22 protein-coding genes and 2 pseudogenes are annotated in these 22,747 nt (G+C 52.5%); 14 read left to right on the plus strand and 10 right to left on the minus strand.

The window, feature by feature from the left end; genetic code table 11:
* Positions 1-345 precede the first annotated feature (345 nt).
* Complete coding sequence (locus MMB48_RS02310) at positions 346-984, minus strand: hypothetical protein (RefSeq protein ID WP_230581162.1); 639 nt, start codon at positions 982-984, stop codon at positions 346-348.
* Positions 985-1,279: 295 nt separating this feature from the next.
* Here MMB48_RS02310 and MMB48_RS02315 point away from each other — a divergent pair, with 295 nt between their 5' ends.
* The 3 genes and pseudogenes from MMB48_RS02315 to MMB48_RS02325 all read left to right on the plus strand — a co-directional run bounded on the left by MMB48_RS02315 (position 1,280) and on the right by MMB48_RS02325 (position 4,084).
* Positions 1,280-1,984, plus strand: coding sequence for a helix-turn-helix domain-containing protein (locus tag MMB48_RS02315; protein WP_032743564.1), 705 nt, complete (start codon positions 1,280-1,282; stop codon positions 1,982-1,984).
* On the plus strand, positions 1,981-2,718 hold the full coding sequence (locus MMB48_RS02320; RefSeq protein WP_032743562.1) for a hypothetical protein: 738 nt from the start codon (positions 1,981-1,983) through the stop codon (positions 2,716-2,718). The genes MMB48_RS02315 and MMB48_RS02320 overlap by 4 nt, the downstream gene beginning before the upstream one ends.
* A 129-nt stretch (positions 2,719-2,847) precedes the next feature.
* A pseudogene (locus tag MMB48_RS02325) lies at positions 2,848-4,084 on the plus strand (ISL3 family transposase).
* 126 nt (positions 4,085-4,210) lie between these two features.
* On the opposite strand, the gene MMB48_RS02330 reads toward MMB48_RS02325, so the two are convergent.
* Both MMB48_RS02330 and MMB48_RS02335 read right to left on the minus strand, forming a co-directional pair.
* Positions 4,211-5,065 carry an EamA family transporter gene (locus MMB48_RS02330; RefSeq protein WP_032744775.1) on the minus strand — a complete coding sequence of 285 codons (855 nt, stop codon included), beginning with the start codon at positions 5,063-5,065 and terminating at the stop codon, positions 4,211-4,213.
* A gap of 163 nt (positions 5,066-5,228) precedes the next feature.
* Positions 5,229-6,335 carry an IS30 family transposase gene (locus MMB48_RS02335; protein ID WP_176338715.1) on the minus strand — a complete coding sequence of 369 codons (1,107 nt, stop codon included), beginning with the start codon at positions 6,333-6,335 and terminating at the stop codon, positions 5,229-5,231.
* A gap of 135 nt (positions 6,336-6,470) precedes the next feature.
* Here MMB48_RS02335 and MMB48_RS11655 point away from each other — a divergent pair, with 135 nt between their 5' ends.
* The 3 genes and pseudogenes from MMB48_RS11655 to MMB48_RS02345 all read left to right on the plus strand — a co-directional run bounded on the left by MMB48_RS11655 (position 6,471) and on the right by MMB48_RS02345 (position 9,502).
* Entirely contained in the window at positions 6,471-6,653 is a 183-nt protein-coding gene (locus MMB48_RS11655) for an ImmA/IrrE family metallo-endopeptidase (RefSeq protein ID WP_136527123.1), read from the plus strand.
* 312 nt (positions 6,654-6,965) lie between these two features.
* Complete coding sequence (locus MMB48_RS02340) at positions 6,966-8,195, plus strand: Abi family protein (protein WP_168928603.1); 1,230 nt, start codon at positions 6,966-6,968, stop codon at positions 8,193-8,195.
* Positions 8,196-8,265: 70 nt separating this feature from the next.
* Positions 8,266-9,502: pseudogene (locus tag MMB48_RS02345) on the plus strand (ISL3 family transposase).
* A 49-nt stretch (positions 9,503-9,551) separates the two neighbouring features.
* On the opposite strand, the gene MMB48_RS02350 reads toward MMB48_RS02345, so the two are convergent.
* From MMB48_RS02350 to MMB48_RS02365, 4 genes are read right to left on the minus strand one after another with little or no spacing between them, the layout of a single operon-like run.
* The gene (locus tag MMB48_RS02350) at positions 9,552-10,052 is read right to left on the minus strand and encodes a hypothetical protein (protein ID WP_032744313.1); all 501 of its coding nucleotides are present in this window, start codon (positions 10,050-10,052) and stop codon (positions 9,552-9,554) included.
* A 42-nt stretch (positions 10,053-10,094) separates the two neighbouring features.
* A complete protein-coding gene (locus tag MMB48_RS02355) occupies positions 10,095-11,252 on the minus strand; it encodes an ABC transporter permease (protein WP_032744312.1) in 1,158 nt (385 codons plus the stop codon).
* Positions 11,233-11,961 (minus strand): ABC transporter ATP-binding protein, encoded by a 729-nt coding sequence (locus tag MMB48_RS02360; protein ID WP_032744311.1) that lies wholly within the window; start codon positions 11,959-11,961, stop codon positions 11,233-11,235. Before MMB48_RS02360 ends, MMB48_RS02355 begins: the two co-directional genes overlap by 20 nt.
* A gap of 11 nt (positions 11,962-11,972) precedes the next feature.
* On the minus strand, positions 11,973-12,653 hold the full coding sequence (locus MMB48_RS02365) for a hypothetical protein (protein ID WP_136527106.1): 681 nt from the start codon (positions 12,651-12,653) through the stop codon (positions 11,973-11,975).
* Positions 12,654-13,080: 427 nt separating this feature from the next.
* On the opposite strand from MMB48_RS02365, the gene MMB48_RS02370 reads away from it, so the two are divergent.
* The 5 genes from MMB48_RS02370 to MMB48_RS02390 all read left to right on the plus strand — a co-directional run bounded on the left by MMB48_RS02370 (position 13,081) and on the right by MMB48_RS02390 (position 15,419).
* Positions 13,081-13,608 carry a hypothetical protein gene (locus MMB48_RS02370; RefSeq protein WP_032744310.1) on the plus strand — a complete coding sequence of 176 codons (528 nt, stop codon included), beginning with the start codon at positions 13,081-13,083 and terminating at the stop codon, positions 13,606-13,608.
* A gap of 280 nt (positions 13,609-13,888) precedes the next feature.
* Positions 13,889-14,113, plus strand: coding sequence for a hypothetical protein (locus MMB48_RS02375; RefSeq protein ID WP_129558969.1), 225 nt, complete (start codon positions 13,889-13,891; stop codon positions 14,111-14,113).
* A gap of 18 nt (positions 14,114-14,131) precedes the next feature.
* Entirely contained in the window at positions 14,132-14,326 is a 195-nt protein-coding gene (locus tag MMB48_RS02380) for a helix-turn-helix domain-containing protein (protein WP_080714777.1), read from the plus strand.
* Entirely contained in the window at positions 14,323-15,009 is a 687-nt protein-coding gene (locus tag MMB48_RS02385) for a response regulator transcription factor (RefSeq protein WP_032744308.1), read from the plus strand. Before MMB48_RS02380 ends, MMB48_RS02385 begins: the two co-directional genes overlap by 4 nt.
* Before the next feature lie 8 nt (positions 15,010-15,017).
* On the plus strand, positions 15,018-15,419 hold the full coding sequence (locus tag MMB48_RS02390) for a hypothetical protein (protein ID WP_050496258.1): 402 nt from the start codon (positions 15,018-15,020) through the stop codon (positions 15,417-15,419).
* On the opposite strand, the gene MMB48_RS02395 is transcribed toward MMB48_RS02390, so the two are convergent.
* From MMB48_RS02395 to merR, 3 genes are all read right to left on the minus strand, one after another.
* Entirely contained in the window at positions 15,414-16,736 is a 1,323-nt protein-coding gene (locus MMB48_RS02395) for an ISL3 family transposase (RefSeq protein WP_032743809.1), read from the minus strand. The two genes, MMB48_RS02390 and MMB48_RS02395, sit on opposite strands and share 6 nt — an antisense overlap.
* A gap of 159 nt (positions 16,737-16,895) precedes the next feature.
* Positions 16,896-18,536 carry a mercury(II) reductase gene (gene merA / locus MMB48_RS02400; protein WP_080714717.1) on the minus strand — a complete coding sequence of 547 codons (1,641 nt, stop codon included), beginning with the start codon at positions 18,534-18,536 and terminating at the stop codon, positions 16,896-16,898.
* A 33-nt stretch (positions 18,537-18,569) separates the two neighbouring features.
* The gene (gene merR / locus MMB48_RS02405; RefSeq protein ID WP_080714099.1) at positions 18,570-18,959 is read right to left on the minus strand and encodes an Hg(II)-responsive transcriptional regulator; all 390 of its coding nucleotides are present in this window, start codon (positions 18,957-18,959) and stop codon (positions 18,570-18,572) included.
* A 224-nt stretch (positions 18,960-19,183) separates the two neighbouring features.
* On the opposite strand from merR, the gene MMB48_RS02410 reads away from it, so the two are divergent.
* From MMB48_RS02410 to MMB48_RS02420, 3 genes are all read left to right on the plus strand, one after another.
* Positions 19,184-19,855 carry a sensor histidine kinase gene (locus tag MMB48_RS02410; RefSeq protein WP_217906304.1) on the plus strand — a complete coding sequence of 224 codons (672 nt, stop codon included), beginning with the start codon at positions 19,184-19,186 and terminating at the stop codon, positions 19,853-19,855.
* Positions 19,856-19,927: 72 nt separating this feature from the next.
* Positions 19,928-20,611: an ABC transporter ATP-binding protein gene (locus MMB48_RS02415; protein WP_032743554.1), complete on the plus strand. Its 684-nt coding sequence runs from the start codon at positions 19,928-19,930 to the stop codon at positions 20,609-20,611.
* Entirely contained in the window at positions 20,608-22,416 is a 1,809-nt protein-coding gene (locus tag MMB48_RS02420; RefSeq protein ID WP_032743553.1) for an ABC transporter permease, read from the plus strand. Before MMB48_RS02415 ends, MMB48_RS02420 begins: the two co-directional genes overlap by 4 nt.
* Positions 22,417-22,747: the final 331 nt, after the last annotated feature.

Consider the following 22,747-nt stretch of genomic DNA (forward strand, 5'->3'; position numbering starts at 1 on the left):
CTTGCGGTAAACTTGTCTCAAGTTTACCGCAAGCCGCTGTACTCAGAATCTAAAATTAAGTACATAAAAGCTTCAATTATCCATATTAGAGTATATTTAAACTGTTTAATAAATGTCACACAATGCCAATTGTGTCGAATTAACAGTTCGCATATATACGAATGATATATCCTTTTCGACCATTGCCTCCCAAAAGTGTTGGATTGAATAAAAGACAGATACTTAATACAAATTCACTAGTGTATTCATTAGCCACGGTATGAAGAGAACGAAGAAACATCCTATAACGGAAACAATAACAATCTTCATTATCTTTTTGAAATTCTGCTTATCCATGGTGACTCCTCAGAGAAGACCGAAACAGGCTATAACACCACCGACGTTGGCGGCTCCCATCGCAGCAACTGCTCCAATGCAGGCAGCGCAAGCAGGTGCGGCAATAGGTTGTGCAGCACATGCAGTCGTGCAGGTACCAAGAATGATCCAGGCAACAGCCACATCGACCCCTAAAACAGCAGTCAGACAAGTGGCTGCCTCTCCCCATCCCTGAGTTTGCGGAAGACTGGCGTACTCATCTAACTTTTTTTGAATGTCTTCATTGGAGATGAAATCGAAGTCGCTGACTTGCTGATTAACCAAATCGCCGTTCATGTAAACCTGCATTAAAAACTTATTATTATCGGTTTTTGAAAGCAACTGCTCTGCGTAGTTGCTGATGTTCCAGCTAGAGTCAAAGACGGCGGTAATATTACTCAATATAGAGTAACGAGGATCCTGGATTTGAAGAGTTATTGAACGAAAAGTTCCGTTATCGGTGTCGAACTCTAGCAATGAAGGTTCGCTCCAGTTGAGTTTGACATCTTGATAATGTGTCTTTATATGCGCTGATTTCAATAGGGCTTTCGTGTTTGTGACTAGTTTTGACCTTACCTCGACATCATGAATATTTTTGCTTGACTTATTGTAGTTTCCGCTAATTCGCATTCAACATTGCACTGTGTTCTCGCTTCCGTTGCTGGCGAAGCGTAGGCAAAAGAAGCAAAATTAAATGACATAATAATGGTGCAAAGTGATGCAGCAACTCGTTTAGCTATAGTTTTCATTTTTCCTCCGTTAACACCTTTGTTGACAAAAGAGACATTATAAAAATGTCTCTTTTATTTTATGATGATGGGGTGGACGCCTTTAATGCAGAAGCTTCCCCGTGAATCTAGGTTCTTTCCGTATATTGTATACAGAACTATTCCATTTTGGGAATAGTTCTGTATACAATGAGTCCGTGACCATTAGAACAAATCGAACGCTGCTCACACGGCGGGAAGCCGCTCTCCGGCTCGGAGTGAGCGAACGGCGAGTCAGTGCGCTCTGCGCTGCCGGCCAGCTCGAATCATTCTCCGCGGGGAATGGCATTCTGATTACGGAGGATTCCGTGCACCACCAGGCACGGCGGCAGGGTGCGGGCGGACGCCCGTATTCGCCGGGCATGGCGTTTGCCGCGTTGTACATGCTTAGCGGACTCGACGTACCGTGGCTGGGTCGGCAGCAGCGGTACCGGCTCAGGGGTTACCTGAGACGGGTAGATGCGGAGAATCTGACTCGTCTTACCCGACGGCGCGCGACGATGGTCGAATACTGGTGCAGGGACTCCAACCTCGCCAAGGTCGAAACCCTCATCCGTCCCTCCGCCGCCACCGGCACATTGGCGGACTCATTCCAGCTGGCCGCCACAGACGTGGTGGAAGGCTACGTCACCGCCAGCGCTCTGGATGACATCGTCCGTCAATGTCGGCTGAAGCAAGGCGTGACACCCGTCCGGGTGCGACTCCACGTCACCGACAATCTCCCCGCCGGCGAGAGGACTATGCCTCTCGGCGTATGCGCGGCCGACCTGGCCGAATCCAACGACCCGAGGGAACGACGCGCCGGCCTGGAAACCCTCCAACAGCTGATCGACGACCACCACCGCAAGGAGCATCAGGAATGACCCCCACAATCCACATCCCCAACACGGGTCATCCATGGAGCACCGTATACGCGGTCGCCGCAGCAGACATGTCGGAATCATGGCTGCTTACTGGCGGGCTCATGGTCCAGTTGCACGCCATCATGGGCGGATTGACCGCGCGCCCCACCACCGACGCCGACCTGCTCGCCGATCTCATGGCCGACCGACGCGGCATCGCCAGACTGCGCGGTGTTCTCGCCGCCTGCGGGTTCGAGACGCAGCCGGGCATGCTGACCGGATACACGACCCGCATGAGCGCACCAAACGGCGACACTGTGGACCTGCTGGTCGCTGACCACCTGCCCAAGTTCCTCGGAAAAGACGCGACCATCGCCGGCACGCCGGTGCTGTCCATGCCGGGCGGCACTCAGGCCGTGGAACGCAGCATGCAGGTCCGACTCATCGACGACCAGAGCAATGCCGATGCCGTGATTCGCATCCCGGACCTGCTCGGCGCACTGATACTCAAAAGCGCGGCATACAGCGCCGATCACGCCGGCTACAGCGACCGTCACCTCTATGATGCAGCCATGCTCGCATCTCTCATCCCAGATCCCGATGCGGAGCTCGCACGCCTGCACAGCGGTACCGACCGCAAACACATCAAACTCCTGCACGAGCTGCTCACCGAGGATTCACCTTACTGGGACAACCTCGACGAACCACACCGTCAGGACGGATTGGACACCATCGAAACACTCGCCACATGGTGACGGGCCTGTAGACAAGTTGTATATATATGAGGACATGAAATTCTGAATTATGTAGCTCAAAATGGGCCTTTCGCTGTTTGTGGTGGGTGGTTTGGGTGCGGGGTGATGCCGGTCGGGTAGGTTGGAGGCATGGATGCCTCTCACCTGTTCACCGCCGCGCTTCGGTTGCAGTCACCTTGGAAGGTGGGGTCCGTGGACTTCCGTGACGCCGACGGCGGCCGGCAGGAGCTGCGCATCATGATCGGCTTCGAGCCCGGCGCCCGCTTCCATTGTCCCGAGACGGGCTGCCGGGAAGGCGCCTGCCCGGTGCATGACAGGCGGGGGCGTGTGTGGCGGCATCCGGACTTCTTCCGGTGCAAGGCGTTCATCCACGCCGCCATGCCCCGCGTCACGTGTCCCGAGCACGGGGTGAGGACGGTGCCCGCCCCGTGGGCGAGGCCGGGCGGCGGGTTCACGCTCCTGTTCGAGGCGTGGGCCGTGGAGATGGCCCGCCGCCTGCCCGCCGGCACGCTCGCCGGGCAATTGGACGAGACCGATACCCGTTTGTGGCGGTCCGTCGCCCGTTACGTCGACGAGGCGAGGAGGCTGGAGGGCTACATGGGTGTGGAGGCCGTCGGCATCGACGGGACCGGCCGCGGGGGCCGCGATTGCATCACCGTGGTCGCCGGTCTCGTGGAGCACGATGTCGTCAACGTGACGCCGGGCAGGGACCCGGCCACGGTCGAACGGTTCTCGCGTGGTTTCATGGGCCACAACGGGGTCCCGGAGTATGTGCGTCTGGTCGCCTGCGACATGAGCCCGGGCTCCCCGGAAGGGCATCCGTGGGCATCTGCCCCATGCGCGGCGGATCGTCGACAGGTTCCATGTGGCCAGGCACGCCAATGGGGCCGTCGACAAGGCCGGGAAGACGGAGGGCCGCTCCGACCCGCTGCTCAAACGGGCCGAGTACCTGTGGCTCAGGAACGGGGAAAGCCTGGCCGAACTGCAGGTGGAGGCCAGGCGCAACCTGACGGGGCGACGGTTGAGGACCGGCCGCGCCTGCCGGATGCGCGAGGTCCTGCAGGACGTCTACGCGGACGGCCGCACCCCGTCCGAGGCGTGGGTGCGCCTGCATCGCCTGTGCTCGTGGGTGATGCACTCGGGGCTCGAGCCGATGAAGGACTTCGCCCGCATGGTCCGACGCCGCTTCGCCGAGATCGTCGCCTGCTTCGGGCACCCGTACGCCAACGCCGTGCTCGAGGGCGCCGACGGCGTCATCCGGAACGTCAAACGACGGGCGAGAGGCTTCCGCGACATGGACCACTCCGCCGCCATGATCTACCTGGCCTGCGGCGGACTCGACCTCAAAGCCGTCACCACCACTTGACCATCACCCACCACAAACAGCGAATAGCCCTAAGAAATTATGCCGCTGACCAAGAATTTAGTGTTCAATGATGGAATAGAGTGGCTGACAGGAAGCATTTGTTCTTGCCGGCCACTTGTGCCCGTCTTACGCTTTATCGGCTGTCCATACGAGCAGGGCGCCGGCGATGGAGACGACGATGACGCCGAGTACGGCCATCGGCGTAATGGTCTGGCGCAGAATCAGGGCGGCGATGATCACGCTCATGGCTGGGTCGATGGAGAACAGCGTGCTGACCACGCGCGCCGACGTGATGCGTCCGGACAGCGTATCCATCGTGTAGGGAATCGCCACGCCCAGCACGGCCGAAGCGGCGATGACGCCCCACTGGACGGCAGTGGCGTGCGTGGCATGGCCGACGGATATCGGCAGCGTGGCGAGCGCGGCGACCGTGACCGACAGGGCGAGTCCGTCCAGCCCGGTGCCCGCCTTGCCGACCTTGTCCGCGAACAGCGTGTACAGACCGAAACAGAAGGCCGAGCCCAGCGCGAACAGGTAGCCCGCTGGGTTGAAGTAGCCTCCCGGTGTGAACGAGATCAATCCCACACCCGCCAGCGCGACCACCGCGCACAGTCCCTCGCGCCAGTGACGAGATCCGGCCAGGGCGACCACGCATGGGCCGAGGAATTCCAGGGTGACGGCCACGCCCATCGGGATGCGGTCGATGGCCGAGTACAGGCAGATGTTCATCGCCGCCATCGCCAGTCCGTAGACCACGATGCCCAGCCATTCGCCTTTCGACCTGCCCGTGAGTTTCGGACGGATGAGCACGAGCATGACGATCGCGGCGATGAGCATACGCATCGAACTGACCGGAATCGGCCCCAACGCATCGAACAACGACGCCGACAAGGACGACGAGGTCTGGATACCCAACGAGCCGACCATAACCATGCCCGTTGCGAGCAGTATTTTGTCTCGAGTATTTAAAGATTTCATCATCTGATCCGCCTGAGGATATCCTGTTCGGTCAGCAGCATGGACGCCTCGATATTATCGTCGCCTAGGAAGAACTGTGGCAATTCCGGAGCGTTACCGTGTTCTCCTAAGGCCGGGGACATCGGGATTGTATCATATTGTGCAATACGTTCACGGATACCCGGATTCAATTTGTAAGCGCAACGCTTGTGCTCGGGCTGGCTGCCTTCGATTGTAGCCTGGCGATCTCCTCGTCCCATACCTCGTTGGGCGTTTTGTAGCCGAGGAGCTTCATGGGGGTGTCGTTGATCTCCCCGACGATCGCGTCGAGGTCCTCCTGGGCCAAGTCCTCGAAACTGGTTCCCTTGGGCAGGTAGCGGCGGATCCTGCCGTTCCTGTTCTCGTTGCTGCCACGCTGCCAGGAACTGTACGGGTCGGCGAAGTACGTGAGCATGCCCAGCGCCTCGTCCACCAGCATGTGCAGGCTCGCCTCCGTGCCGTTGTCCCACGTGCGGTCGACGCGCGCGGCCGGCGGGATGTCCTTGAAGATCTCGTATTCGGCCCTGGCCGTGGCGGACGCGCTCTTGTCGTCGACGAGCCGGGCGAACAGCCTGCGGCTCCTGCGCTCCACCTGCGTGTTCACGCAGCGCCTCGACGGCGCGGCGCCGACCACCGTGTCCGACTCGAAATGGCCGAACCCCTTCCTGGATCCGACCGCCTCGGGCCGGTCCGCGATGGGCACGCGCATCGGGATGCGCGGCCCCTTCGCCTTCCTGCCCTTTCTCCTCGTCCGGCGTTTCCTGCCGCGCGCCAGATACTGGCGCAGGTCCAGCGCCCGCTGCGGCTTGGCGTAGATCCACTGGTAAAGGCACTCGTGGCTGATCCGCATCGACGGGTCGCCGGCGCACTGGGCCTTCAACCGTCCCTCGATCAGTTCCGGGCTCCACCCCCTGCGCAGCGCGTCCAGCACCCAGGCGCGCAACGGGCCCGAATCCATGCGACGCGGTTTCCTGGACTCGCGCCGACGCCGGTCGGCCTTCCTCTGCGCGGCCAGCGCCGAATAGAACGGACCCGAGGTCCACGGCCCGGTCTTCAGCCGTTTCGGCCGGTAGGGCCGGTACGACCCGTTCTCGTTGGACGCGAACCACAGGCCGCGCCTCAGCTCGCGGCTCACCGTGGACTTGTCCCGGCCGATCCTCTCCGCGGTCCGCCGAATGCCCGGATGCTGTTCGCAATGCAGCTTCTCGATCAGGATCCTCTCCTCGGACGACAGGTGCGAATACTGTTGACCCATGAGTGCAACACCTTCTTAAGTTAGAAACTGAACACTTCCAACCCTAGACAAGGTGTTGCACTTCTATTTAGAACTCAGGTAGAAGGGCCGGAACGAGACTATCTATTAGGATCAGGGAATGACGTCTTCTCCGGAATGCTTATTCCCAATCGTGCAGGTGTCGTCAGTCTAATCAATGACTCTCACTCTATTCAGAGACAGAGGGCGACCTTTTGTCATGAAATTGCCCATTTTGTTCTGGAACATCCTTTTGAAATATCCTTTTCCGCGGATCGTAGCTGCGGGCTGGGAGGCGAGTATGAGGAGGAAGCCGTTTGACTTGGAGCCAGCATGCTCATTCCAAAAGACGCCGCGTTTGAACTCGCTTATAGAAATTGCTCCGATGACGAGGTCGCCAGTCGATATAATGTCAGCATTGAACTAGCTCGTTGGAGAATGAACATCACCGGAGCGCGTATACGCGCCAGAATGATTCATAAACGATATATGCGGGAATCAGAATGATTCTTGGCCTTGCTCGTTGCTCGAAAAGCACTCGGCCCGCTTCCAATATAGGAAACGGGCCGGTGAAAGCAACCGATAGGTCAAGCCTATCGAACATCACACAGTATATCATTGATTGGCATGGACATGAAATCAACCAGGAGTGAACAAGAGCGTCAGGAGGTGGCCGAACGCTTTCTGGGCCAAGCGCGACTGGATCGCTACCGTCGCGAGCTGCCAGATTTGGAGAAAGCCTTGGCGCTGCACTCTTGGAATCAGGAGTATGCAGGGGCCTTGCACGTTATCCTCAGCTACGCGGAAATCGCACTACGCAACAGCATCGACCACGCTCTATCCCAGCTCAGCACGTCTGAGCTCGGCACGCCGTATTGGAGCGGAGTGGACTCTTATCATTACAACGGGGAGAAGAAACCCTTCGAGCGCATGCGTATCCCTTCGGCAATCAGCCCGCTGATTCGCACGGATATCTTCAAGGCGCACCAGCATGCTCAGGAAGCCTCTCTAGAGCGTATCGTCAGGCGCAAAAGCCCAAGGACGGATCGTGGATACGGACATCAAGATGTTCTGGCCCAGTTAATGTTCGGCACTTGGTGCCGTCTAATAGGCGAACCACACACCTCGCATAAAACCGAAAGAACACAACGCCTGTGGACGAGCACACTGCATGAGGCATTTCCACAGGTCTCTGCCGACGAAAACGGTCGAATTCAAATCGCTAGGAAACTAATGCAACTACGCGAAATCCGGAACCGCGAGGCGCATCATGAAAACCTGTTGTACGTGGACCCGGAGAACGTCATTGACGCGGTGATGTCCTTACTTGCTTCCATCGATCCGCGATACACGCATGGTTGGGTAAATCCCGATGCCGTCCGTCAAATTGCATATCGGGATCCGCGTCGTGATGAACCTATTCGCGCTGCCGCGTTTAAGCTGACGAGCTTAGACATCTGTGGCAGACATCTTACCGCCCGTGAGGTGTTGGAAGAACTGATTCGATATTCAGATACACACAACGGGAAAGTACTATTCTGCAATTCCGTTCGCGTGAGAAATCAGTATTTCGGCAAGCTTCGTGAAATCGTTCTTTATGCCGACAACGAGCATATCGCAGTTGGCGTGATAGCCGCACAAGGCCTAGTTGAGGAAAGCATCAGTCCTGATAGTGAATTGCCCGGGTATTGCCGTCCTACTGAATTTACGCAATCCGGTTCATTGGCAGGTACTAGATGGTATGCCATAAATAACTTGAGCATGACTAATCAGACTGCTGATAATTTCCAGATGCTGGAACGCGATAAAACTCTTCGCGAAGCCTTTGAATCAACAAGAGCAAACTTCATCTACCTTAAATAGTAGGGGGCCTTTCGCTGTTTGTGGTGGGTGGTTTGGGTGCGGGGTGATGCCGGTCGGGTAGGTTGGAGGCATGGATGCCTCTCACCTGTTCACCGCCGCGCTTCGGTTGCAGTCACCTTGGAAGGTGGGGTCCGTGGACTTCCGTGACGCCGACGGCGGCCGGCGGGAGCTGCGCATCATGATCGGCTTCGAGCCCGGCGCCCGCTTCCATTGTCCCGGGACGGGCTGCCGGGAAGGCGCCTGCCCGGTGCATGACAGGCGGGGGCGTGTGTGGCGGCATCCGGACTTCTTCCGGTGCAAGGCGTTCATCCACGCCGCCATGCCCCGCGTCACGTGTCCCGAGCACGGGGTGGGGACGGTGCCCGCCCCGTGGGCGAGGCCGGGCGGCGGGTTCACGCTCCTGTTCGAGGCGTGGGCCGTGGAGATGGCCCGCCGCCTGCCCGCCGGCACGCTCGCCGGGCAATTGGACGAGACCGATACCCGTTTGTGGCGGTCCGTCGCCCGTTACGTCGACGAGGCGAGGAGGCTGGAGGGCTACATGGGTGTGGAGGCCGTCGGCATCGACGGGACCGGCCGCGGGGGCCGCGATTGCATCACCGTGGTCGCCGGTCTCGTGGAGCACGATGTCGTCAACGTGACGCCGGGCAGGGACCCGGCCACGGTCGAACGGTTCTCGCGTGGTTTCATGGGCCACAACGGGGTCCCGGAGTATGTGCGTCTGGTCGCCTGCGACATGAGCCCGGGCTCCCCGGAAGGGCATCCGTGGGCATCTGCCCCATGCGCGGCGGATCGTCGACAGGTTCCATGTGGCCAGGCACGCCAATGGGGCCGTCGACAAGGCCGGGAAGACGGAGGGCCGCTCCGACCCGCTGCTCAAACGGGCCGAGTACCTGTGGCTCAGGAACGGGGAAAGCCTGGCCGAACTGCAGGTGGAGGCCAGGCGCAACCTGACGGGGCGACGGTTGAGGACCGGCCGCGCCTGCCGGATGCGCGAGGTCCTGCAGGACGTCTACGCGGACGGCCGCACCCCGTCCGAGGCGTGGGTGCGCCTGCATCGCCTGTGCTCGTGGGTGATGCACTCGGGGCTCGAGCCGATGAAGGACTTCGCCCGCATGGTCCGACGCCGCTTCGCCGAGATCGTCGCCTGCTTCGGGCACCCGTACGCCAACGCCGTGCTCGAGGGCGCCGACGGCGTCATCCGGAACGTCAAACGACGGGCGAGAGGCTTCCGCGACATGGACCACTCCGCCGCCATGATCTACCTGGCCTGCGGCGGACTCGACCTCAAAGCCGTCACCACCACTTGACCATCACCCACCACAAACAGCGAATAGCCTTCTTAGTTATTTTAGGGTCTTAGGATGCTGGACAGTTTGCGGTGACGTCTTGTTGGATGCCGGAGGGATCGCCGAGTTTGGCTTTGTCGATGTTGTCTTTGAAGAATCGTCGGGTCGCGTCATCGGCTCGGTCAGGGCTCATGAATCCCATCTCGGGGACTTTCTCCAGTTCCTTGAGCGCTTCTTCGCTGCGTTCCGGTTGAGAGGAATAGGTGTTGAGCCATTCCTTCTCCCACGCGCACTGGAAGAGATTGGATGCCTGGGTGTCTCCCCATCCTTGTTGGAAGGACGTGCCGGAATCCGACGGCATGGATTCAGGCGGGGTGTAGTCCTGGGGCCAGGAGAGTTTGCCGATGGATTCCCGGTATTCCTTGTTGATCTCGTCGTAGCCGACGATTTTCCTGGAGTCGCCCGCATTCGAGACGTCGCCGTTGGAGCAGCTGGCGAGGCTCAGGGCGAGGATGCCGACGCATGCCGTCGCCAGCGCTTTCTTGCCTGCGTTTGTGAGGGTGGATTTCATCTTGGTTGCATCTCCTTGTTGGTGATGTGTGTGGTGTTTGGACTACCGCAATGCCAGTGCCGGTTGGAGCCTGGCCGCGCGTATGGCGGGGACGAGGCTCCCGATGATCGAGGTCGCCAGCGCCGCCGAGACGGCTGCGATGGCGGCGGCGACGGGGAACGCAGGGGGCTGCAGAGGCGAGTATGACGGCAGGAACGCCGGGAGCGCGCCTACCGCGCATGCCGATATGGCGACGGCCAATAGCGACACCGAAAGACCGATGATGAGCTGGCTTCCGATCACCAGGCCTATGAGGGATGCCCGCGTGGCGCCGAGCGCGCGTCTGACGAGGAGCTCGCGTGTTCTGGATTCCAATGACGCCAGGCCGATGTTGACGATGCCGATGGCCGAGACGAAGAGCAGCAGGATGGCGCAGACGCCGAACGCGATTTGCATGACCGCGATCACCGATTCGTAGCTTTGCGCGTTGTCGATTGTCTGAACGCCGGACACGGAGCCTCCTATGGAGTCGAACAGGATGTCCTCGACAACGGTCCTGACCCGTTGCTTGCCGAGTTGCGGGAAATCCAGCCAGAGGATGGTAGCGCTTCGCGAAACGATCCTCATGTATTGGGTCAGCGCTTGGGCGTTGACGTAGATGGTCGGGTCCGTGCGTCCGTCGTTGACGACGCCGGTCACGGTGAACGGGGTCGCGATCGTGGTTTGGTTTGTCTTCGCGTATGCGGTGGAGTCCTTGGGAAGGTTCTGCTCCGCGGCGAGATTGACGACGATCGATGCGGTCGATCGTTCGCCGCCGGCGTACCAGCGTCCGGATTTCATCGGAAGGTTGTAGATGCTCGAATATCCGGGAGTGGTCGCCACGACGTCTCCCTTGATGCCTCCGTTTGACTGCGTTCCGGGAGAGAACGTGATGTCGGTATCGAGGTTGAGGACGATCGCCGTCTCATGGTTCTTGGCCGCGATTGCGTCGGCGAGGCGCGAGAAATCATCCGCGTCGCTCAGTCTCGGGCTGTTCATGGAAACGGTGACCAGCGGGGTGCGCCCGTAGAGTTGTTCGTTGATCGCCACCAGGTAGTCCTTGCCGATGGTTCCCGCGAGGACGGCGAGTATGACCGCCACGATCCCTATGAGCATCGACAGACCGGTGAGTACGGATCGCAAGGGGGCGAGCCGTAGATCCTTAATCAATTGACGGAGCATGGAGCTCGCCTCCGGACATGGTGTACGTGATGTCGCAGGTGGCGGCGAGATCATCGTCATGGGTGACGAGCAGCAAGGTCGTGGCATGCTCGCGCACTGCGTCCCGCAGCACCGAAAGCACCTCGCCGCTGGTCTTGGTGTCGAGTGCTCCGGTCGGCTCGTCGCAGATGAGAAGCTCGGGCTGGTTGACCAGGGCGCGGGCGATCGCGACCCGTTGCTGTTCGCCGCCCGAGAGTCTTTTCGGCAGTTCCCTCGCCTTGTCCCTGAGACCGACCGAAGCGAGCGCGGCAAGGCACCTGCGCCTGCGGGCCGAGGCGGAAGCGCCCGTGGCGCGGGGACGGCGGGCATGCTGGCCGTACCACAATGCCAGCTCGACGTTTTCGAGCGCCGATAGATGACCGATCAGCGAATAGTTCTGGAACACGAAGCCGATGTGCCCGGCCCTCATGAACGAGAGCCGCCTGTCGGACAACGCGCCGACGTCTTGGCCTTTGTACAGGTAACGGCCGCTGAACTGCGTGTTCAGCATCCCGATGATGCTTATCAGGCTGGTCTTGCCGGCTCCCGACTTGCCCACTATCGAGTATGTCATGCCGGCGAACAGCTCCAGGGAGACGTCGTTCACCGTCGTGAGCCTGTCCTTGTTGCCCAGGGTCACGACGGCCGACACTCCCTGCAGGGCCACGAGCGGCTTCGTTGATTCAGACATGCGGTGCCGCCCTACTTGGATTGCGGATCCAGATCGGGAGGAGTGGCCGACACGGCGTCTCCCGCCTTCAGTCCCGAGGTGATTTCGATGTGGGCGCCGTCCGTGGCGCCCAGGCCGACGTCGACAACCGTGCCGTCGGGACGGCGGACCTGTCCCTTCTGCAGTCTGCCGGCCACGGCGGTGACCGGCAGCGACGCGACGTCGTTGCGTGCCTGTGCCGTCACGACCAGTATCGCCGACTGTCCCGCCCTCACCAAGGAATCGGTGGGAATGAGGCAGGCGTAGGAATCGGAGACCGAAATCGTGGAGGACTGTCCCTCCGCTCCGGAGGATGCGTCCGAGGCCAATGGCACGACGCCCGAGCAGTCCGTCGGGCCGACGCCATCCGTGACCTGGAATTTCCCGGCGAAAGGAGCGTTGCCGACGGTTGCCACGAGATTGGATAGATCCCCGGTCAGGCCGAAGCCGTCGAAACGCAGGGTCACGACCGGATAGTTGGCGGGGACGGTCGTTCGCGCAGCGATCACGCTCACGACGGTCGCGCCCACGGGGGAAACCAATTGCCGGTCTTCGACACTTCCCAACACAGTCCCTTGCTCGACCCGCTGGCCGGATTCCACCGACGGGACGAAGACGCCGACTTTGTTCGCCAGCACGGCGAAATCAACGCCAGCGCCGACCTGCGTTTTCAAAGAACGCGTGGGAACGATGTCGCCGGTCTCGACCCGCACCGTTTGCGCGGTCCGATTACTTAACGCACTTGCAGGTTGCCCTCCATACTGCTTGTTCTCAGTCGAGGAGCAACCTACAAGTGCAAGAGGTATCAGCAAGATGACAATCGCCCGCTGCATACGTCGAATATTCATCTTGACCTCTTCTCGTATGTCAATATGAAGGCTAAGCCATCTGTGCCTTAACTCTTCCAATATTAGAGAATACCGTATCTTCTGCACAGATGTCGAACCATGAGCTTTAACGTCTGTGATTTAGAGGGGATACGATCATGCGAGCCGTTCCTTCCTGTTTGGGGCAGTTGAAGGCGTCCTCCGTGGTTGGAGGAAGAAGATAGCTGATAAGAACAGCACAAGAGCATGCAAATGCATGAGAGAGGATTCGCTGATGGCAAAGGATGGCGCTGCGACGAAGCCAGTGTCGTTATGGAGGGGCACGGATTACGGCCAATGGTTAGTGGCGGGCACATGCACATCGCTGTCAAACAGCATCCAGGACTTCAGCCTGCCGATCATCGCGCTGTCGATCACTGAATCGCCGGCTCTGGCCACACTTATTGATTCTGCCATCGGGTTCGTTCGTGGCGCGCTGGAGCTACCGGGCGGTCTGCTCCAGGACAGCGTGGATCGGCGTAGGCTCATGACAATCTTCGGCGCCACGGGGTTCGTTATCTTCCTGACCGCTGCTGCATGTGCGCACGTGGGCGTACTGGGATACGCGGCGCTGGTCGTTGTCGCTGTGCTGTTGGGCATCCGCGGAGGCCTGCTTGGGGGGGCACCTCCAACACGATGCTCAGGGGTAAGGAGAATCTGGGGAAGGCCGCTGCCGGCATTGACGTTGAAGGGATTGATTACGCTGCCCAGACCTGACCAGTGGCAACAGCACATCAAACGTTGTGGCCTGACCACGTTTTGAATTCACGCTTCGTATTCTCACCCATCGGCGCATGAAATCAAACGAGGTGACGACATCTCCTAAACCTGGAGGATTCGGGAGGTGGCTATCTATGGATATTTCAGGACGCAGCATGGCAGGACTGCAGATTTGTATCCAAGGCGAGTACTGCATCGCAGGGTCAAAGACAGTGTGACATCGAGCCTGAACTTGACCGGTTTGACAGTAATGATTGAGCTCAGCTGTTCATGCTCACAGTTCACATCAGGTATCACTTCAGCATTGTCTCGAACGCGTCAATGTGATTGCCGAGCAGGAATGCGATGGCGCATTGGTCATGGCGGATAAGGTGGCAGATCAGGCAACCCAAGCAGGCCGGATCGCCCGTTACCAACTGATCGGAAATATCGAAGGATATTTTCCCTCTGACTTGGCGCGCATCACGATGTTTTTCCAGTGGGAGGATTCACGCACATTGTACGGTTTGCAGGTGATTGATATTGTTCGAGCAAAAGAACTACAGTAGAACAGATGGAGGTGCGCTATGAATTATATGACTTTGAAAGAGGCAAGTGAGAAATGGGGTGTAACGCCTCGACGGGTAAACTACTATTGCGCCGGTGGCCGTATTCCCGGCGCTGTGAAGATGGCCGGCGTCTGGCTGGTTCCCAAAGATGCAGAAAAACCGTTGGATAAACGATGTAAAGCAGATAAATCTATGGATGGTGATAATACATGAAACGAATCTTCTATGTCGAAGATGATTTGAGCCTAATCAATGGATTATCCTTTGCAATTAAGAAACAGGGATATGAGATTGATATTGCCCGGACAAGTTCAGAAGCGGAAAATCTGTGGATGAATGGGAAATATGATTTAGTTATATTGGATGTATCTCTGCCAGATGGTTCCGGCTGTGATTTATGTAAGAAGATTCGTCAGAATTCAAAGGTGCCGATTATCTTTCTGACCGCAGCAGATGAAGAGACGGATATTATTATGGGCCTTGACATAGGAGGCGACGATTATATTACAAAGCCTTTCAAATTGGCGGTATTTCTGTCAAAGGTCAATGCTCTGCTTCGCAGAAGTGAGAACTTCAATCAGACTGATACAGAATTGAGTTCAAATGGAATAAGAATACAACTACTAGAGCATGAAGTTTACAAAGATGGTGTTCTGATCGACTTGACGGCCAGTGAATATAAATTGCTGTGTCTGTTTATGGAGAACCCAAACATTGTCCTGTCATCGGAGCAAATTTTGAGCAGGCTTTGGGATTGTGAGGAAGACTATATTGACAACAGCACCCTGACGGTATATATCCGAAGATTACGCATAAAAATTGAGGATGATCCCGGCAATCCACAGAAGATCGTCACTGTTCGGCGTTTTGGTTACAAATGGAATAAGACGGAATGAGGTGTGCTATGCGAATACTGGCAAACCGAAAAATCAAACAGCTTTTCATCTGTATCCTGTTGATTGTCGTTGGTTTCTCGTCATTCTCCGTTGCTGCGGTCAGTCTGCAATGGAAGTTTGCAGCACTGTATGTATTGGTGTCTGCAATTTGCATGGGAGCTTTGATCTTTATCTCTTTGTATTTCTATTTTAGAAAGCAGGAGCAGATCATGGAAAACGCCGTGACACAGATACGGAGATATATTTCCGGCAATCACGATGCACGGATCGACTGTAATGACGAGGGCGAATTATATCGGTTGTTCCATGAAGTAAATGCTTTGGTCGCGATCTTAAATGCTCATGCAGAGAATGAGGGAAACGCAAAGATTTTCGGGTATTCGGATTTTATGGTGGAAAAGGGCTTATAAATCACCCTTCTCCAAATTCTTAATAAGTGTGGAAAAATCGACACCTAAGTTGTCTGTAATGTCGTGATCATTCACTTCATGCCAATTGAAAGTATCGTATAACATAGCTTTATTGAAAGCACTTGAATTAAATCGTGGCTTACGCTTTTTATGGAGCTTCTCATTGAAAAGGATTTTGGCTCGTAAGGCATCAAACGAGTAACCTCTACCCATTCGCTCTACCTGCCTAATAATGCTGTTAATTGACTCCGTATAAGCATTAGTGAGCCTTTTATCAAAGTAGTTGAATATTTCAACATGCCAGTTGTCTACGGCTCTCACGAGGTCTTTATATGCGTCTTTAGAGTTGCTGGACATACAACGGTGTCTCCATTGACTATAACGAAGATGACCTTCATCTGGATCAGGAGTATCCCATATCCAGTAAAACTCTTCTTTGAGTTCATAGGCTTCTTTTAAAGCAGGAAGATTACCTAACCAAGTATCTAAGAGGAATGATTCACGTTCATTTAGATCGTGTTTACGCTTTAGAAGGATAAACCTTTCACGCATAAGGGTACGTCTTTCTTTTTGGCTCATATGGGCTTTCAAAGACTTTCTGACGTTATCTAAGGCTTGATTAGCCATTCTAACTACATGAAACTTATCTACGACAACTTTAGCTTGTGGAAGGATAGTGTTCACTGCGTCTTTGTAGGGCTTCCACATATCCATTGTGACGTACTCAATGTAAGTCCTGTCACTGATTTCTGAAAGACGTTGGATGACTGTTTCCTTGTTACGGTTAGGCTTGATGTCATAAATAGTCCTGCGTTCAATATTAGTCAATACAAGCCGAGGTCTACGGATAATATGTATCTCGTCTATCCCAAGCCACTTAGGAGTTTCAAACTGGTATTCACGTTCTTTGAGTGCCACATAGTCCTTAAAAACGTTCCTAATGGTTTTCTCGTCAACACCAACGCTTTCTGCGACTTCTACAAAGGTCTTAGACATGGATTGCTCTTGAATGGACTTTAAAAGCCTTTTGGTCATACTACGCTTTTCATCTACAGATATTAGGCGTTCCCAGAAGGTAGATCCGCATTCACGACACTTGTATCGTCTACGGTTCAATTGTAAGCCCACTCGCTTTAAACGAATGGGCAAATCCATAATTAGTTGATTTCTTGAACTGTGTTTGTACAACTTGTCAAAACCACATTTAGGACAACGTTCAGGTGGTCCGACTGCTTCAACTTTAAACATCATATCGGTTTCATTTTCTTGTGGCGGTTCTATTGTTTTAATGTCTGGTAGGGATAATAAGTCTGACATATTATTCATCCTTTATTACTCTGCGGTGTTAAGGTATCAATTATAGATTTGATGTCGAAATCATCAGTGTTAAATTATTTTTGTGACCACAAATGCACTTAGAAAATCCCTTAAAGCATTAGCTGGTTCACTTGAATAGGGAGTTGTAAAAAAGTTCCCTTAGCCTGCACAACAAGATAATTTCGAAATATCTTTATCGAACGTAAGTGCAACTAATTTTAGCCCTTCAGCCATTGTTAAATATGGTGCTAGGGTTTCTGTTAAATCTTCTATCGTTAAGCCAAATTTAACAGCTAATGATGCTGCATAGATGACATCTCCTGCATTTTCAGATACAATATGAACCCCTAATACTTTTAGTGTTTCTGCATCTGCTACTAGTTTAAATACACCGGTTGTTTCACGGTTTACAATTGCTCTTGGAACAGCATCTAAAGGTAATACAGATGTCTTCACATCATACCCTTTCTCTTTTGCTTGTTCTTCTGTTAAACCAACCGTTGCAACCGTCGGATTCGTAAACGTAACAGCAGGAACTACCGATAAATCTATTTTTTTGTTTAATCCACCAATAGCATTATCAGTAATAATTCCACCTTCATAGGCTGCTACATATACAAATTGTGGTCCTAAAGTCACATCTCCTGCTGCATAAATCTTTTCATTACTTGTTTGACCAAAATCATTGATCAGGATTTCATTATCTTTTCCAGTTTCAACACCTGCTGCACTTAAATTTAAAGAATCCGTATTTGGTTTTCTTCCAGTGGCAACAAGTAACTGATCTGATTCAATGACTTCTCTACTGCCATTTACTGTTACGTAAACCCTTTTTATCTCTCCACTTTGTTCAACACGCTCAAAAGTCGCCCCTTTGACAAGGTTTATACCCTGTTCAATTAACGCTTTTTCAACTGACTCTGAAATCTCAGGATCATACTCCTTTAAAAGTCGCTCACTTCTTTGCATAAGCGTTATTTCTGAACCTAAATGATGAAATAGTTGTCCAAGCTCCATTCCAATGTATCCTGAACCAATTACAGTTAATCGTTTTGGTATTTTCTTTAACTCAAGAAGTGTTGTACTAGTTAAATAGTCCATTTTTTCAAGTCCTGAAATTTGGGGCAACGAAGGCGATGCACCTGTTGCAATTAAAAAGCGTTTTGCAGATAACTTTGTCCCATTGACCTCAACCGTACTAGCATCAACGAATTTTGCTTCACCTTTAATTAAATCAAAATTATATTCATCAATTAAATCCATATATTTTTGATTCCGAAGTTCGCTCACCAATTTATCCTTTTGCGTGATTAAACTAGCTAAATCCACTTCTCCAGCGGATGTTTGTAAACCTATAAACGGATTGTCTTTTGATAAATGATTGATTTCCCCTGCCCTAAGAAGAGTTTTTGACGGAACACAGCCAATATTCACACAGGTTCCCCCAACCGTTCCACGCTCAATCATTCCAACTTTTGCACCGTATTCTATAGCTTTAATTGCCGAAGAAAAGGCAGCAGCACCAGAACCAATAATAAGAAGGTCATAATTGTCTTCATTAATTAACGCCACGTTTTCTAGTGATGATACTTCTTCAATTTCTCCGGCTTGGTAATTTGCTTCATCAATCGCCTTTATTGCACTTTCAACCTCAATATCATCGGGCAGTTCAAATACTGCTTCACCACGACGATAACTAGACTCAATATTTTTAGCACCTATCTTTTCAAGTGCTGATTCTACGTGTTTTTCACAACCCGTACAAGTCATTCCTGAAATGTTTACCTTAAATTTATTCATAAAAAAGCTCCTTTCGTTAATTAATCTCTCATGTTATAATGTTTCTATTATTGGACACGAATGTAATTTCTTTTCATCTGGACATCGTTGTTTTAAGTCGTCTAACATAGTTTCAATTCGTTTTAAATCCTCTATTTGTTTTTGCACTTCCTTTTGTTTTTTAGAAACAAATTCGAACATATCTTGACAACGAACTTCATCTTTATCTACAACACCAAGTAATTTATAAATCTCGCTTAAAGAGAAACCAAGTTCCTGTATTCGTTTAATAACCCCAACACGCTTAACGTCATCATATGAATATATCCGATAACCAGCTTCCGTTCGGTGAGGTTCTTGTAATAAATTTTTTCGCTCGTAATATCTGATCGTTTCTTTATTAACTCCACATTTATCTGCAAACTCACTAATGCGATAAATCATCTTATTTCACCCCCTGAATATTATAAACCATGTACCATAGTACACGGTCAAGTAAATTGGACTATTTTATTTTTTTCCCAAAGTATCACTCGTATGTGATTGATACTTTTATATAATACTATTGATTTTCCTAACATCCCACCAGAAAATCCGATTTAAACACCAGTTGTTTTTAAACTATTAAGAAAGTAATTCCACTATATATTCCGAAGACCCAGATTTTCTTGAAAGACACCATATCGAACATATCCCACCAATTAAAGATGCCTCTTGCGGCTCTGAATATATACAATGGACTTCTGCAAGAAGAAACTGCTAGTTCTCCGGCGATTAAGGAATTTACTGATCTTTCTGAACAAGAACTTGACCGAATAGAAGTCCTTGTCCAAAATCTTCTCACGATTACGAAGTTGGATGCCGGGACGATTGTTCTGAGAAAAAGCGAACACTATGTTGATGATATGATGGCGCAAATCCAAAGGCGATTTGCATTTCAGGCGCAGCAGCGGGAAATAAATTTGAATTTTGCTGGACAAGATACTGTCATGCTGATCTGTGACGCGCATTGGTTTATGGAGGCAATCGGCAACATCATAAAAAATGCTCTGGATCATACGAAAGCAGGAAGTACCATTCAAGTTTCGTGGCGTGAGTTTACATCAATGGTGCAGGTTGTAGTAAAAGATGATGGAAGTGGTATCCACCCGGAAGATCTTCCCCATATCTTCAAGCGGTTTTACCGCAGCCGTTTTTCAAAAGACACACAGGGTGTTGGCTTGGGGCTTCCGCTTGCAGAAGCGATTATTGAAGCCCACAGCGGAACAATAGAAGTAGACAGCGAATTGGGCGTAGGAACGACGTTCACGATCAATTTTCTGATTCCTACAAAATTGTAGGGTGAGTGTCATCTTGCAGTAGGATTCGTATGGTACTTTTTCTATGCCAAAATAGAAAGAGGTATTAGAACAATGAACTTATTAGAGGTGCAAAACCTATCAAAAACCTACGGAAACGGCGAGGCCACTGTCCATGCTTTAAAAGGTGCAACCTTTTCTGTTCCGAAAGGTGAATTTGTTGCCATAGTTGGTGAATCTGGTTCCGGCAAGAGCACGTTGCTGAACATGATCGGTGCATTGGATACTCCGACTTCCGGCAAGGTGTTTATTGACGGCAAAGACATTTTCTCTATGAAAGACCGCAACTTGACGGTATTTCGTCGTAGAAATATTGGCTTCATTTTTCAGAGCTTCAACCTGATCCCGGAGCTGACGGTAGAACAGAATATCATTTTCCCGGTGCTGCTGGATTACCAAGAACCCAATAAGAAGTATCTGGAAGAATTGCTGGCGGTACTGAACCTGACCGCACGGAGGAACCATCTTCCCAGCCAACTTTCTGGCGGCCAGCAGCAGCGTGTCGCTATTGGACGCGCCTTGATTACACGTCCCTCTCTGATCTTGGCAGACGAGCCGACCGGCAATCTGGATACGCAGAACACAAGCGAAGTCATTGCGCTGCTGAAAGAAGCATCCAGAAAATATGAGCAGACCATTGTTATGATTACACATAGCAGAAGCATCGCCCAGACCGCAGACCGTGTTTTAAGGGTATCCGATGGTGTACTGACGGATTTCGGGGGGTGTCGTGAATGAAAAGCTATCTTAGTCTCATTCCCATCTCCGCTAAAGTTCACCGCCGTCAAAATCGTATGACGCTGCTTTGCATTGTGTTTGCTGTGTTTATGGTAACAGCAGTATTCAGTATGGCAGAAATGGGTTTCCGGATGGAACAGGCCCGATTGGTTGGTAAGCATGGAAGTTTCTCTATTGGCGACTTGCTCGGCAGTTCCATGGGGCAAACCCTTCTTTCTGTCGCGGTTGTTCTGTTCCTGCTGATTTTGATTGCCGGCGTTCTGATGATTTCCAGTAGTATGAACAGCAGCGTTGCACAGAGAATCCAATTTTTCGGAATGATGCGCTGCATTGGTATGAGTAAGCAGCAGATCATCCGCTTTGTCCGCTTGGAGGCATTGAACTGGTGCAAGACAGCTATCCCTATCGGTCTTGTTTCAGGGGTTGTTGCTACATGGGGACTCTGCGCGGTACTGCGTTTTGTAGTCAAAGAAGAATTTTCTGATATTCCCCTCTTTGGCATTAGTATCTTTGGTATTGCTGGCGGTATCTTTGTGGGACTGATTACTGTACTGATTGCCGCAAATGCTCCGGCAAAACATGCTGCGAAGGTATCTCCCATCACGGCGGTGTCTGGAAATGCAGGTCACGAAAAGACAATGCGTCATTCGCCGTATGCAGGCTTCGGAAAGATTGAATTCCTTCTTGGTGTCAGGCATGCAATCTCCGGGAAGAAAAATTTATTCCTGATGACAGGTTCTTTTGCACTTAGCATCATCCTGTTTCTGAGCTTCTCTGTTATGGTCAATTTTGTGGATTGCCTGATTCCTCAGTCGGCTGCCACATCAGATATAGATATTGCAAGTGCTGGCGGTAATACGATCCCTCGCGAACTGCTTACATCCATCCGCGGAATGGATGGAGTGAAGGAAGTTTACGGGCGGCGTAATGTGTCTGATGTTTCTGCCAAACTAAACGACGACGCCAACTTCTCTGGCACGGTCGATCTGATTTCTTATGACGATTTTGATTTACAATGTCTGAAAGAAGACAGTGCTTTGAAAAGGGGAAGTGATCTGTCCAAAGTTTCTGGGGACAGCAATTTTGTTTTGGCAACATCCGATCAGGACAGCACATGGAAAATCGGTGACACTGTTCAGATTGAGGATAAAACTCTTACCATAGCCGGACTGTTAAAGAACGACCCATTCAGTGAGAATGGATTGACAAATGGGAAGCTCACATTGATTACCTCTGATGAGACATTTGTCCGTTTGACAGGAGAGGAAGGTTATTCTCTTGTGCAGATACAGACAACGGGAGATGTTACGGACGAGAATGTTCAGGCAATCCAGAATTCCGTAGATCAAACATATAGCTTCCGAGATAAACGCGACGAACGCACTATGGGAACTTATATGGCTTTTGTTTTCTGTGTTTATGCATTTCTGGCAATAATTGCACTGGTAACAGTAATGAACATTGTCAATAGCATTTCCATGAGTGTGTCTGCCAGAATGAAGCAGTACGGGGCTATGCGGGCAGTGGGAATGGATGAACGGCAGATGGCAAAAATGATTGCTTGTGAAGCATTCACTTATGCTGTTCTGGGGTGTGTTGTTGGTTGTGCTATTGGCTTGCCGCTTAGCAAATCGCTGTATGATTTCCTTATTGCGGAGCATTTTCCATCTGCTGTATGGCAGTTCCCAACTACCTCTTTGGGCGTTATTCTTCTGTTTGTCTCGATTGCGGCAATCGCAGCTGTATATACTCCGGCAAAGCGAATTCGCAGTATGTCGATTACTGCAACCATCAATGAATTATAGTTTCATATTTTGATCTGCCGGACGATGGCAAAAGAAAAAGCCGTCGTACAGCAGCACTCTGAAACGCTTGTCCACCCTGCGGCGGCTTTTTAGAGCCGCCGCTTCTTTTTGTCTGAAGGTTCACGAAGACCCTACCCCTTGCAAATTGGCATGGCAGCAATGGGAGGATGCCGCCATGCCAGTTTGATTTTTTTTTGTAGTCCGCATAGCCTGCACCAGTTAAAAAAGCATAGCTCCGCCTCCGGGTTATTCCGGCTATGTATGCGGAATTTGTTGGAACCTTAACTATTATGTCATTTCATGCGTCCGAGTGGCCTTGTGCCGCCCGGGC

This window comes from Bifidobacterium sp. FKU (assembly GCF_026016385.1).
Taxonomy (GTDB): Bacteria; Actinomycetota; Actinomycetes; order Actinomycetales; family Bifidobacteriaceae; genus Bifidobacterium; species Bifidobacterium infantis.